This is a genomic window from Pararobbsia silviterrae, from assembly GCF_003628125.1.
GTDB classification, from domain to species: domain Bacteria; phylum Pseudomonadota; class Gammaproteobacteria; order Burkholderiales; family Burkholderiaceae; genus Pararobbsia; species Pararobbsia silviterrae.
Genome location: NZ_RBZU01000007.1, coordinates 236,632 through 250,202, shown reverse-complemented (window position 1 = coordinate 250,202; position 13,571 = coordinate 236,632). Strand labels below are relative to the sequence as shown.

General features: G+C 63.4%; 11 protein-coding genes and 1 pseudogene. 10 read left to right on the top strand and 2 right to left on the bottom strand.

The features are described 5' to 3' along the window. Positions 1-140 precede the first annotated feature (140 nt). The 7 genes from xylA (at position 141) to D7S86_RS17000 (ending at position 8,139) form a co-directional block, all read left to right on the top strand. Positions 141-1,457: a xylose isomerase gene (xylA, locus tag D7S86_RS17030; protein WP_121088041.1), complete on the top strand. Its 1,317-nt coding sequence runs from the start codon at positions 141-143 to the stop codon at positions 1,455-1,457. A gap of 144 nt (positions 1,458-1,601) precedes the next feature. Further along, on the top strand, positions 1,602-2,867 hold the full coding sequence (locus tag D7S86_RS17025) for an extracellular solute-binding protein (RefSeq protein ID WP_121088040.1): 1,266 nt from the start codon (positions 1,602-1,604) through the stop codon (positions 2,865-2,867). A gap of 219 nt (positions 2,868-3,086) precedes the next feature. Then, the gene (locus tag D7S86_RS17020) at positions 3,087-4,019 is read left to right on the top strand and encodes a carbohydrate ABC transporter permease (protein WP_240648231.1); all 933 of its coding nucleotides are present in this window, start codon (positions 3,087-3,089) and stop codon (positions 4,017-4,019) included. A 1-nt stretch (position 4,020) separates the two neighbouring features. Next, positions 4,021-4,905, top strand: a complete 885-nt coding sequence (locus D7S86_RS17015) for a carbohydrate ABC transporter permease (RefSeq protein ID WP_121088039.1) — start codon at positions 4,021-4,023, stop codon at positions 4,903-4,905. Positions 4,906-5,054: 149 nt separating this feature from the next. Beyond that, the gene (locus tag D7S86_RS17010; protein WP_121088038.1) at positions 5,055-6,176 is read left to right on the top strand and encodes a Gfo/Idh/MocA family protein; all 1,122 of its coding nucleotides are present in this window, start codon (positions 5,055-5,057) and stop codon (positions 6,174-6,176) included. Next, positions 6,169-6,837: a ThuA domain-containing protein gene (locus tag D7S86_RS17005; RefSeq protein ID WP_121088037.1), complete on the top strand. Its 669-nt coding sequence runs from the start codon at positions 6,169-6,171 to the stop codon at positions 6,835-6,837. Before D7S86_RS17010 ends, D7S86_RS17005 begins: the two co-directional genes overlap by 8 nt. 159 nt (positions 6,838-6,996) lie before the next feature. Beyond that, complete coding sequence (locus D7S86_RS17000) at positions 6,997-8,139, top strand: ABC transporter ATP-binding protein (RefSeq protein WP_121088036.1); 1,143 nt, start codon at positions 6,997-6,999, stop codon at positions 8,137-8,139. A gap of 7 nt (positions 8,140-8,146) precedes the next feature. Here the strand turns inward: D7S86_RS17000 and D7S86_RS16995 are convergent, their stop codons facing one another. Continuing rightward, entirely contained in the window at positions 8,147-8,809 is a 663-nt protein-coding gene (locus D7S86_RS16995) for a VC0807 family protein (RefSeq protein ID WP_121088134.1), read from the bottom strand. A gap of 46 nt (positions 8,810-8,855) precedes the next feature. Continuing rightward, on the bottom strand, positions 8,856-10,394 hold the full coding sequence (locus tag D7S86_RS16990) for an SH3 domain-containing C40 family peptidase (RefSeq protein WP_121088133.1): 1,539 nt from the start codon (positions 10,392-10,394) through the stop codon (positions 8,856-8,858). Positions 10,395-10,790: 396 nt separating this feature from the next. Here D7S86_RS16990 and D7S86_RS16985 point away from each other — a divergent pair, with 396 nt between their 5' ends. The 3 genes and pseudogenes from D7S86_RS16985 to D7S86_RS16980 form a co-directional block, all read left to right on the top strand. Then, entirely contained in the window at positions 10,791-12,188 is a 1,398-nt protein-coding gene (locus D7S86_RS16985; protein WP_121088035.1) for a sugar porter family MFS transporter, read from the top strand. A gap of 807 nt (positions 12,189-12,995) precedes the next feature. Next, positions 12,996-13,124, top strand: a pseudogene (locus D7S86_RS30690) (ESPR domain-containing protein); the annotation flags it as partial. Between the two features lie 3 nt (positions 13,125-13,127). Continuing rightward, positions 13,128-13,571 (top strand): two-partner secretion domain-containing protein (locus D7S86_RS16980; RefSeq protein WP_166444133.1); only part of this gene is annotated, 444 nt, incomplete at its 3' end.

The window sequence follows — 13,571 nt, the reverse complement described above, 5'->3', positions numbered from 1 at the left end:
ATGTCTGATTGCGCACCTGCACAGTTAACAAACACTACAAGCGCCACCAAATTTCATAATTGCAGCCGGCATCACGGGCGCTGCATCATGTGTCACCCGAGCAATTCGGCACTTCCCGCGCAACCGGACTGAATCCGCACATGAGTTATTTCGCCAATATCCCCGCAGTCAAGTACGAAGGCCCGCAAACGACGAATCCGCTGGCGTTCCGTCATTACGACAAGTCGAAGAAGATCCTGGGCAAGACGCTTGAAGACCATCTGCGTCTGGCTGTCTGCTACTGGCACACGTTCGTCTGGCAAGGCAACGACATCTTCGGTCAGCCCGTGTTCGACCGTCCGTGGCACCGTCCGGGCGACGCGATGGAGCGCGCCGTCGAGAAGGCCGACGTCGCATTCGAGTTCTTCACGAAGCTCGGCGCGCCGTTCTACACGTTCCACGACACCGACGTCGCACCGGAAGGCGACTCGCTCAAGGAATACGTGAACAACTTCTCGCGCATGGTCGACGTGCTCGCGAAGAAGCAGGAAGAAACGGGCGTCAAGCTGCTGTGGGGCACGGCCAACCTGTTCTCGAACAAGCGCTACATGGCGGGCGGCGCGACGAACCCGAACCCCGAAGTGTTCGCGTATGCGGCGACGCAGGTGTTCCACGCGCTCAACGCGACGCACAAGCTCGGCGGCTCGAACTACGTGCTGTGGGGCGGCCGCGAAGGCTACGACACGCTGCTCAATACGGAACTGCGCAAGGAACGCGAGCAATTCGCGCGCTTCCTGACGATGGTCGTCGAGCACAAGCACAAGATCGGCTTCAAGGGCGCGATCCTGATCGAGCCGAAGCCGATGGAGCCGACCAAGCACCAGTACGACTTCGACACGGCGACCGTGCACGGCTTCCTGACGCAATACGGTCTCGAGAAGGAAATCAAGCTCAACATCGAAGCGAACCACGCGACGCTCGCGGGCCACTCGTTCCACCACGAAATCGCGACGGCGTATGCGCTCGACGCATTCGGCTCGATCGACGCGAACCGCGGCGACCAGCAAAACGGCTGGGACACGGACCAGTTCCCGAACAGCGGTGAAGAGCTCACGCTCGTCATCTATGAAATGCTCAAGCACGGCGGCTTCACGACGGGCGGCTTCAACTTCGACTCGAAGGTGCGTCGTCAGAGCATCGACCCCGAAGATCTGTTCTACGGCCATATCGGCGCGATCGACCTGCTCGCGCAATCGGTCGAACGTGCGGCGAAGCTCATCGAGAACGATCGGATCCAGGCGTTCAAGGACGAGCGTTACCAAGGCTGGAACACGGAATTCGGCAAGAAGATCCTCGCCGGCGACGTGTCGCTCGAAGCGCTGAGCCAGATCGCGTTCGACAAGCAACTGAACCCGGCGCCGAAGAGCGGCCGCCAGGAATACCTCGAAGGCGTCGTCAATCAGGCCATCCTCGGCTGATCGACGCGCGGGAGGCGCATCGCGCGTTTCGGCGCGCGATGCGGTGACGCGGTAGCGGGTTTTCCACGCCCTGCGCGCATCGATGCCGAAGCGCGCGAAGTGGGGGTAGTGCCAACCAAACCAATAAATAGTTCAGGAGACGGCATGAAGCAATTTTTGAAACCCCTGGCCGCAGCCGCCATGTTCGCCGCCTTCGCGGTGACGACGACGGCATCGATCGCGGACACGATCACCGAATGGGACCTGAAGACGGTTCCGCAAGAACAAAAGGCGGTTGACGACGCAGTCGGCCGTTTCAAGGCAGCGAACCCCGGCGTCGACGTGCAATCGGCTCACACGCTCAACGACGCGTACAAGACGAAGCTCAAGATCGCATTCGGCGCGGGCGATCCGCCGTGCGTGTTCGCGAGCTGGGGCGGCGGCGTGCTCAACGAATACGTGAAGGCCGGCCAAGTCACCGACCTCACGCCGTACCTCGACAAGAACCCCGCATTCAAGAACAAGTTCCTGCCGCAGTCGTGGCAGAACGTGACGTTCAACGGCAAGATCTACGGCGTGGCCGCCGACAACACGGCCATCGCGACGGTCTTCTACAACAAGGAACTGTTCGCCAAGTACAACCTGCAGCCGCCGAAGACGTGGGACGACCTGCTCAACGTCATCAAGGTGCTCAAGTCGCACGACGTCGCGCCGTTCGCGCTCGCGAACAAGAACAAGTGGACCGGCTCGATGTACTTCATGACGCTGGCTGACCGCATCGGCGGCCCGCAGCCGTTCATCAACGCCGTCAATCGCACGGGCAGCTTTGAGGATCCGACGTTCATCGAAGCCGGCAAGCGCCTGCAAGAGCTCGTCAAGCTCGGCGCGTTCGCCCCGGGCTTCAACGGTCTCGACTACGACACGGGCGCGCAACGCCGCCTGATGTACGCGGACAAGGCCGCGATGGAACTCATCGGCAGCTGGGAAATCTCGGCGTTCAAGAGCGAAAACCCGGACTTCTACAAGAAGGTCGGCACGTTCGAGTTCCCGACGGTGCCGGGCGGCAAGGGCGATCCGAAGGACGTGATCGGCACGATCGGCGACAACTTCTGGAGCATCTCGAAGAGCTGCAAGAACCCCGACGCGGCGTTCAAGCTCATCATGACGCTCGACGACGATCAGTCGCTCAAGGACCACATCGCATCGGGCCGTGTGCCCCCGATCAAGGGTGCGCGCGGCGACGAGCCGATCGTGAACAACCTGCTCGACGAAGTGGCGCAGGCGCCGAGCGTTCAGCTCTGGTACGACCAGTTGCTGTCGCCGCAGCTCGGCGAAATGCACAAGGACACGGTTCAGGCGCTGTTCGGTCTGACGATGACGCCTGAGCAAGCCGCCGCGAAGATGGAAACGCTCGCGAAGCAAGAGAAGTAAGCACGCGGGAGCCGGTCGCGTCGAGCGCGGCCGGCGCGCGTATCGCGTGTGAGGCGATGGCGTTGTTCGATGCCGCTCGTCGATGTCGTTGTTCGATGTCGCTGAACGGCGCCGCCGTCGCATTCGAGTAGAGCCAGTCCGCGAGGCCACGCCTCGCCGGACTGTATTTGATGTACACCGCGCGGCTCCCCACCGCATGGTTCCGTTCGTGAGACACCGATGACCGTTTCGCAACAGCCCCCCCTTCCGTACGACCCCGGTCAGATATCCGAAGCGCCGAATCGCTCGTGGATCGCGCCGGTGTTGTTCCTGCTGCCCACGATTGTGTTGTTGTCGGCTTACCTGATCTACCCGCTGCTTTCGAGTTTCTGGCTTTCATTGCTGAACTGGAACGGGCTCGGGCAGAGCGCGAAGTTCGTCGGCCTGCACAACTGGATTGCGATGGCGCAGGACCCGATGTTCCAGCGCGCCTTGCTCAATAACTGCATTCTCGCGGTCGTGTCGGTCGTCGTGCAGATCCCGATCGGCCTGGGCCTCGCCGTGTTGCTCGACAAGGCGGGCAAGCGTTCGCGGATTCTCAAGATCGTCTATTTCTTGCCGATGCTGATGTCCTCCGTCGCGGTCGGCGGACTGTTCAAGAACTTCTACGATCCGAATTTCGGCCCGCTCAATACCGTGCTCAATGCGATCGGCCTCGGCAATCTCGCCGTCGATTGGCTCGGCGATCCGCACTGGTCGCTGATCGCGACGGCGGCGGTCGTCTGCTGGCAAAGCATTCCGTTCTACATGATCCTGTTTCTCGCGGGCCTCGCGTCGATGCCCGGGGAACTGCGCGAGGCTGCCGTGCTCGACGGCGCGAACGAGTGGACGATCTTCTTCCGGATCACGCTGCCGTATCTGCAGGGCACGATCCGCACGGCGGTCATGCTCGTGATCATCGGCTCGCTGCGCTATTTCGATCTCGTGTTCGTCATGACGGGCGGCGGTCCCGACGGGTCGTCCGAACTCATGGCGACCTATATGTACCGGCAAGTGTTCAATTCCTTCCAGCTTGGCTACGGCAGTGCAATCGCATCGGGGATGTTCGTGATCGTCATCATCGCCGCAAGTCTCGGCATGCGTCTGTCCAAACGTTTCGAAACCGAGGTCTGACATGCGTGCTTCGTCTGCAAATCCGATCGCGACGACGATCGACGCCGCGCCGGCCGGACGTCGTCTGACCGTGGGCGGCGTCGTGATCGCCGTGCTTGCGGTGTTCTGGCTGTTCGTGACGGCGGCGCCGTTCCTGTTCCTGATCTTTACGAGCCTCAAGGACACGGGCGACTACATGTCGTCCGCGTCATGGGCGCTGCCCAAGCGCTGGGCCATCGAGAACTACGCGATGCTGCTCGGCACCGCGAAGTTCTATCACTACCTGCTGAACTCGCTGATCGTCGTGATCGTCTCGACGCTGGTCATCGTCGTCGCGAGCGCGATGGCGGCCTATGCGTTCGCGCGGATCCGTTTCCGTTTCGCGAACACGCTGTTCGGCTTCGTCGTCGCGGCGCTCATCGTGCCCGTGCACGTGACGCTCGTGCCGATCTATCTGATGACCAAGGGCATGGGGCTCTACGACACGACCGCGGCGCTCATGGGCCCGTATATCGCGTTCGCGCTGCCCGTGTCGATCTTCATCCTGACCGAGTTCATGCGTCAGATCCCGAAGGAGCTCGAGGAAGCGGCCCAACTCGACGGATGCGGTCCGTTCAAGATCTTCTGGACGATCTTCTTCCCGTTGTCGGGGCCGGGCGTCGCGACGGTCGCGATCTTCAACGGCATCATGATGTGGAACGAGTTCATCTTCGCGTACGTGCTCACGTCGACGCCCGCGCATCGGACGCTGCCGCTCGCGATCTGGGACTTCCAGAGCGAGTACGCGTCGAACATCCCGATGACGCTCGCGGTCATCGTGCTGACGTCACTGCCGCTCGTGATCGCTTACGCGTTCGGCCAGGAACGCATCATCAAGGGCATGATGGCCGGCTCCGTCAAGGGCTGAGTCCGCGTGGCCGGTTTCGGCGGTTCGATGGCCCGGACCGTTTTCGTCGAATCGTTGCGGCGCCACGGCGCCCGCGATTCGTGAGGTTTTGTTCGATCGATGTGTGCCCCGGCCATGCGCCGGGCGGTTTCCCCTTCGAGGCACCCAGCATGTCCGTCCCGTCTGTCCCCTTGCGCGTGGCCGTCGTCGGCTGCGGCAACATCAGCGATATCTACCTGAAGTCGATGCCGAAGTTCGCGGCGCTGCGCGTGGTCGGCGTGTCCGATCTCGATCCGGCGCGCGCGAGCGCGCACGCCGCGAAATACGGCATTGCGCGCGCGATTCCGCTCGATCAGGTCTTCACCGATCCCGACGTCGATCTGATCCTGAATCTGACGACGCCCGAGTCGCATGCCGCCATCGCGCTGCGCGCGCTCGAAGCGGGCAAGCACGTCTATGGCGAGAAGCCGCTTGCGTTGAATGTCCGCGACGGCCGGCGCATTGTCGAGACCGCGCGCGCAAACGGTTTGCGCGTGGGCAGCGCGCCCGATACGGTGCTCGGCGCCGGCCTGCAAACCTGCCGCGCGCTCATCGAAGCCGGCGAGATCGGCGAGCCGGTCGCCGCGAGCGCGTTTATGACGACGCCGGGCCATGAGCGCTGGCATCCGAACCCGGACTTCTACTATCAGCCGGGTGCGGGTCCGATGTTCGATATGGGTCCGTATTACCTGAGCGCGCTCGTCAATCTGATCGGCCCGATCACCGACGTCTCGGGCATGGCGCGCGCGACCTATGCGGAACGCACGATTTCGAGCGAGCCGCGTCGCGGCGAGCGTATCAAGGTCAATACGCCGACGCATATCGCGTCGCAGCTCGGATTCGCGAACGGCGCGATCGGTACGATCGTGACGAGCTTCGACGTCTGGGGCGCCGCGCTGCCGCGTATCGAGGTCTACGGCACGCAGGGCAGCTTGAGTGTGCCGGATCCGAATACATTTGGCGGCGTGGTCCGTATCAAGCGCCGCGAAGCCGAATGGGAAGACGTGCCGCTCACGCGTCCGTACAGCGAGAACACGCGCGGACTCGGCGTGGCCGATCTCGCCGAATCGATCGTCGCGGGCCGTGCGCACCGCGCGAACGGCGAACTCGCGCTGCATGTGCTCGAAGTCATGCAGGCGACGCTCGACGCGGCCGCGCAGCGCCGCACGATCGAGATCGAAACACGCACCGATAAACCTTTGCCAATGGCGAGCGAACCGTTCGCCGAGAATGTGGAGTCGCTGAATGTCTGAGAATCGTCGCAAGGCCTTGCTCGTATCGGGCGGCTGGGCCGGTCATCAACCGAAGGAAACCACGGCGCGCTTTGCCGCACTGCTCGAAGCGAACGGCTTCGCGACGACCGTGCGCGAAGATCTCGATGCCTATCTCGACAAGGATCTGCTGCTCGCGCAGGACCTCATCGTCAACAACTACACGATGGGCGAGATCGCGAAGGCGCATGAAGAGAATCTGCTCGCGGCGGTCGCGAGCGGCGTCGGCTTCGGCGGCTGGCACGGCGGCGCGGGCGACGCGTTCCGCGGCAGCCCCGGCTATCAGTTCATGGTCGGCGGCCAGTGGGTCGCGCATCCGGGCAATGTGTTCGACTACACCGTGCAGGTCACGCGGCCCGACGATCCGATCGTCGCGGGCTTCGGCGATTTCGCGGTCAAGTCCGAGCAGTACTACATGCACATCGATCCGTCGAACGAAGTGCTCGCGACGACGACGTTCGACGGCGCGTTCGTCGAGGCCAACGTGCCGTGGATCCACGGCGCGGTCATGCCCGTCGTCTGGAAGCGCCGCTGGGGCAACGGGCGCGTGTTCTATTCGGCGCTCGGTCACGTCGATACCGATTTCAACGTCGATCCCGTGCGCGAGATCACGTTGCGCGGATTGCTTTGGGCCGCGCGCTGAACCGCGTGCGTCCCCGGGTCATCCATTTACATACATAGGCCGGACGTGCATCGGATCGTCGATCCGTGCGTGATTCGGTGACAGATGTCGCGATAGACAGCGTGACGCGTCGCATGATGCGTCACGATACGCGACGTCCATGCGGAGACTTTACGTACCATGGCAAGCATCTCACTGACGAGTGTCTACAAGTCCTACGGCACGAATGCGCCGGTCATCCGGGACGTCAATCTGCAGATCGACAACTCGGAGTTCTGCGTGTTTCTCGGACCGTCGGGTTGCGGCAAGTCGACGCTGCTGCGCATGGTCGCGGGGCTCGAGACGATTTCGTCGGGCGAACTCAAGATCGGCGGCCAGACGATGAATCTCGTGCCGCCGTCGCGCCGCAAAGTTGCGATGGTGTTTCAGAACTACGCGCTGTATCCGCATATGACGGTTCGCGAGAACCTCGCGTTCGGTCTCAAGCAGGCGAAAAAGCCGGCGGACTATATCGCGCAGCGCATCCAGGAGGCGGCGCGGATTCTTGAACTCGAACCGCTGCTCGATCGCAAGCCGAAGGCGCTGTCGGGCGGTCAGCGTCAACGCGTCGCAATCGGCCGTGCGATCGTGCGTGAGCCGGGCGTGTTCCTGTTCGACGAACCGCTGTCGAATCTCGATGCGGCCCTGCGCGTGCAGACCCGCACCGAGATCGCGCGTCTGCACAAGGCGTTCAGCCAGGCGAGCGCGATCTACGTGACGCACGATCAGATCGAGGCCATGGCGCTCGCCGACAAGATCGTGCTGCTCCATAGCGGCAAGGATACCGAGCAGTTCGGCAGCATCGCGCAGGTCGGCGCGCCGCTCGAGCTTTATCACCGGCCGCGCAGCAAGTTCGTCGCCGGTTTCATCGGATCGCCGAAGATGAATTTCATCGAAGGCGCGGTCGCTTCGGTCGATGCGCAAGGCGTCGTGGTCCGCTTGCATAGCGGCGAATCGATTCGCGCGGCGGTCGACGGCGCTAGCGTCGGCGTCGGCGCGGCCGTGACGCTCGGCATCCGGCCCGAGCATTTCGTCGCGGATGCGGGTAGCGCGGCTGCGCCGGACGCGCGCCAGACGATCACGCGTGAAGTCCGCCAGGTCGAGCGTCTCGGCGAGCACTCGTACGTGCACCTCGACACCGGCCATCACGACACGATGATCGCGAAGCTGCCGGGCGACGCGTCGCAGCAGCAGGGCGACCGCATCGCGCTCGGCGTGCCCGCGGGCGCTTGCCATGTGTTCGACACGCGCGGTCTCGCGCTGCCGGTGCTCAAGCAGGGCTAAATCAAGGCTAAAGCACGCGGCCGGAAGCGGGCAGATCGGGGATCTGCGCCGCGTACCGCCGCACGATCCGCTTGCGGTACCACCAGGTCCAGACGCCGAGCAGACCGTAGATCCCGTAGGTGACCCACGGACTGATCAGCAGCACCTGGCCGGGTGTCAGAGTCTCGATCAGCGTCACGCGGATCAGCGTCTCGACGACGAGACCGGCGCCCCATGTGCCGTTCATCGTCACGAGCCACACGGCGCAGCGTCCGTCGGGCCGGATCGCGGCCGCGTCGAAGCGTTGCGCGTGCTCGGGGCCTTGCCGTACGAGCGTCGCGCGCGCGAGGTAGTACATCATCGGCCGCCGCCGGAGCGTCGAGAGCAGGAAGACCAGGCCGACGAGACCGCTGATCAGCGACTCGCGCATGAGCAGTACCTTCGGACTGCCGCCGAGCGCGGTCGCCGCGAACGACAACGCGATGCCCGCCAGAATGATGACGCTGACCGCATCGACGCGGCGGTGCTGGAGCCATTGAACGAGGCTCCAGACGGTGGGCGGTACGCTCGACACGATCAGCGCGCCGGTCGTGCCCCAGCGGACTTCGCTCCAGTGATAGACGAGCCAGGGCAGCACGAAATTCGCCACGATCTCGCCGGCGAGGTTCAGGTGCTGCGAAGTCAGACGCATCGAACGCATATCGATTACACGAGGCCTTGGAATCGCACGCGCGGGCCTAGCTCGCGGGGTCGTCGCCGCTCTCGGGATTGAAGCCGGGCGGGATCGGTCCTTCGATCGTCGTCACTTCGAAGATCGGTCCCGCGGCAAGCGAGCGCAGTTCGGGGTCTTCGGGAATCTCGAGCGTCAGCGGCATGATCACCGAGCCGCCGATGATCGCGCGCCGCGTGTTCGCCACGGGCCGCAAACCCCAGATGTCCTGATAGACGACGGGGATCAACTGATCCTCTTGCTTCGTGTTGCCCAGATAGAGCATGACGTGGCCGCCGATATAGATGATCGTGCGCAGCGGCGCGCCATGCGCGGCGAGCCACGCGAGGCGTTCGGCCGGTGTTCTCGCGCTGAGATCGACATGCGTGCCCGCGGTCATCTGGTTCGACGAGTGCCGCGGCAGCCAGACGCCGAAGGCCGCATAGATGCTCTGAAGCTCCGACGAGCAGTCGTTGTAGAAACCCGTGTTGCCCCAGCCGTAGGGCCGTCCGATCAGCGCCTTGAGCAGCGTCGCGAAGTGGCGGGGCGTCGCGGCCCACGGCACGGGCACGATCGACGCGTCGCCCGCGGCCAGACGCGCGGTGCGGATCTGCGCGTGCTGGTCCGCGTCGGCGACCGGCACGAGGGCCTCGGTTCCCGATGCGTCGCGCGAGACGATCGGCAGCAGCGTGCCGGCCACGGCCGCGAACCGGAACGAGCCGTTCGTGTCGGCCACAGGCACCGACGCGCCGACGACGGCGCCGAGACTCCGGTAGGCCGCCGCGCGCCAGCGCACGACGAACGCGTCGTCGGTCCAGCCGATGTCCTTGCTCGACACCCACCCTTGCACTTCGGTCGTCTGCACGTAACGCCAGGCGCCGTCGACCGACGTGCCGAGCACGTAGAGCGGGGTGCCGGGCCGGATCGCCGAAATCTGCAGGTTGTCGAACGGATAGCCTTCACCCGCGATCTTGCTGTCGTAGAAGAACGGATCGGCGGTCGGCAGGCCGCGCACGAGCGCGTTGTCGGTCGCGATCGCGCGGCGCGCGGCCGCGTAGCCGGGCGCGCGCGTGAATTGCGCGATATTCATATTGGCCTGGATCGCGTCGATCCATTCGATATCGTGCTCGCGAAGATTCTGGCCGTACCCGCGGTGCCTCGGCTCCTGGAGCCGGTTGTCGAAATGGCCGACGCGGCGGCGCTGGAGGTCGGCGATGTCCTGGCCGCCGGTCCGATAGACGGCGCTATTGATGAACTGCGGGTTCCATGGCGACGGATCCTGCGCGGCGGTGCCGAAATAGCGCGAAAGCAGCGCGTCGTATTGGGCGCGCTGATTCGCGGCCGACAGCAGCGGCCGATCGTAGTCGGGCGATGCGGGATCGATCCAGTGGTCGACAGTCTGGTCGTAGTGCTGAATCGGGAACGGCGCGGCGACGTCGATGGACTTCGGCGGCGGATTGAACGGCATGAACCACGAACAGCCCCCGAGCGCGCTCGCGAGCACGGCGATCGACGCGCGGGAGCACAGCAACGTGGAGAGCACTCGGAGACGGGAGGCGTGCGACATGCGAAAGGTCAAAGGGCGCGAACATCGCGAATCATACGACGGCGGGCGGATGCACGTCGCGATTCGGCAAAAATCGCCGTCGAGGGAGGATTCGAAATCCGCGACGCGCGAATCGATCGCGCGCGGCATGGCGTGATGCCACGCGCGCGCGTCCCCTCATGGGGATCGCTCGATGCCAGGCCTTCAGCATGTCGCGTGCGGCGGCATGTCGATTGCTGCGCCAGGGGCAGGCATCGACGATGCTGGACTGCGCGTCGCGGCGCCCCGTGATATCAAGGCGGCCTCTGATGCAAGAACGCCGATGCGGCACTTGTTCCTTGCAGTACCGAAAGCGCGTTCGGCCGGGCGGTCCGGCGGACGCGGATCGGGCATGCGTTTTTTAGCTGGAGGTTTCCGATGGTTTCCCTTTCCCGTAGCGATGCCGCGCCGTTGAACAACCGCATGCGCGTCTGGTTCACATGCGCGATGGCGGCGCTCGCGGGCCTGTTGTTCGGCCTCGATATCGGCGTGATCGCGGGCGCCTTGCCGTTTATCGCGAAGGACTTTCAGGTCAACGATCACGTGCAGGAATGGATCGTGAGTTCGATGATGGTCGGCGCGTCGCTCGGCGCGCTCGGGGCCGGTTGGCTCTCGTTTTATCTCGGCCGCAAGTATTCGTTGATGCTCGCCGCCGCGTTGTTCGTGGCGGGTGCGCTGCTCTGCGCGCTTGCGCCCGACCCCGCGTTTCTGATCGGCGCGCGGCTGGTGCTCGGCGTCGCGGTCGGCGTCGCCACGTTCACGGCGCCGCTTTATTTGTCCGAAGTCGCGCCGGGCGATATCCGCGGCGCGATGGTCTCGGCGTATCAACTCATGATCACGATCGGGATCCTTGTCGCGTTCCTCTCGGATACGGCATTGTCGACGAGCGGCGCCTGGCGCTGGATGCTCGGCGTCGTCGCGATCCCTGCCGGCCTGTTTTTGATCGGCGTGTTCTGGCTGCCGCGCAGCCCGCGCTGGCTCATGATGAAAGGCCGCGACGCGCAAGCGCGGGCCGTGCTGCTGACGCTGCGGCCCGATGTGCAGACGGTCGATCAGGAAATGAAGGACATTACGCGGCAGCTTCAAATCAAGGACGAGGGGTTTTCGCTGCTTCGACGCAGCAAGGACTTTCGGCGCTCGGTCGGCATGGGGATCGCCTTGCAGGTCGTCCAGCAACTGACCGGTATCAACGTCGTCATGTACTACGCGCCGCGGATCTTCGGCATCGCCGGATATAGCGGGCATACGGCCCAACTCTGGGGGACCGTCATCGTCGGCGCCGTCAATGTGCTGGCGACGTTTATCGCGGTCGGATTTGTCGACCGCTGGGGCCGCCGGCCGATCCTCATCGCGGGTTTTTCGGTCATGACGATCGGCATGGGCGCGCTCGCGTGCTTGCTGCAACTCGGGATCAAGACGCCGGGCGAGCAGATTGTCGCGGTCGCGATGCTGCTGATCTTTATCGCGGGGTTTGCGATGTCGGCGGGGCCGGTCATCTGGATTCTCTGTTCGGAAATTCAGCCGATCAAGGGACGCGACTTCGGTATCGCGGTGTCGACGTTCACGAATTGGATCGCGAACACGGTGGTCGGCGCGACGTTCCTGACATTGCTCAACACGCTGGGTCATGCGCCGACGTTCTGGCTGTACGCGGCGCTCAACGCGCTGTTCATTCTGTTCACGGTGTTTTATGTGCCGGAAACGAGCGGTGTCCCGCTCGAAAGCATCGAGCAGAACCTGATGTCGGGCAAGCGTCTCAGACAGATCGGCCGTTGATCCTATGTCGTTCGCGGGGCGTGACGCGTTTCGCATGCCCCGTCCTCGCGAACGATTCCGCCAACACGGCTGAGCGCGCACGGTAGGCGCGCTCGCGTGGCGGGCGGCCTGGGTGGACGATGCATGCGCCGCTGAACTTGCCGCGCACACAACCGTTCGTACACAGGCGATATTTTGCGTCGCACCCGCACCCGCACCCGCTTGCCGTGGCGCTCATGCGCGCGCGTCGTCGCGATTTGATCCGATATTCGGCGCCGACGGTCGCGCCGGCGTCATGACGTCGCGGACATGAGTCGCAGTTTCAAATATGAATGAAATGATATTGCGCGATGAAAATATGCGCGAATTGGATAATGCGGGAAATAATATATCTGAAGTGCGATATGTGGATGTCGATTTAGCGTGCGAATGCAAATGCGACTTGCATAAATCGATCATCACGCGCAATGCGCGAATATTTTATTGGATTCGATCTTTTTAGGGGGTGAATTCGAAGGAGTTCTATTTAATGCGCGAGGCGTGATCCATATTCTTTGTCACGATGCCCAAGCGGGCATGGTGACTGCGACGGATTTCGAACTGCGCAAAGCAATGATGGCCGGGAATGTGTCTTGAATCGGACATGACGCGGATGCGAGGTTCTCAATCGAATCGTGGTTGTCTCGTGGTTGTCATCGGGGCTTTGATTCGAAAATCGGATTCGCGATATAGCGAGCCGGAAGCCATTCATCCAGCGCTGGACTGCGTAGACGGCGAAGAGTGTTATGACAGCGTCGCGCAGCGTGGTCCTTCAAGCATTGACCGTCCATGAATAAAAATCTGTTTCGTTCTATTTTCAGTAAACGCCTCGGCACGTGGGTCGCGGTGGCGGAAACCATTCGAAGCCGCGGAAAAGAGTCGGGTCGATGCACGCCCATCGGTTCCCCCGCGGTGCATGTCGTGTCGTCGATTCGCGCGTTGACGCTGGCCTTGTGCATCGCGGAGCCCATGCTGAGCCATGCGCAAAGCTTGCCGACCGGCGGTCAAGTTCAGGCGGGCAACGCGAATATCTCGCAGACGGGCACGACGATGAACATCAATCAGTCGAGCCAGCGCGCGGTGATCGACTGGAACACGTTCAATGTCGGTCAAGGCAACACGGTGCGCTTCAATCAGCCCAATGCGCAGGCGCAGACCTTGAACCGCGTGACGGGCGCGGAGGCGTCGCAGATTCAAGGCAGTCTGCTCGCGAACGGTCAGGTGCTGATCCAGAACGCGAACGGTGTGCTGTTCGGTAACGGCGCGGTCGTGAACGTGGGCGCGTTGCTTGCGACGACGAAGTCGATCGACGCGAATGCGTTTATGGCGGGCGATCCGCTGGAGCTTAAGAGCACGGGCGTCAAC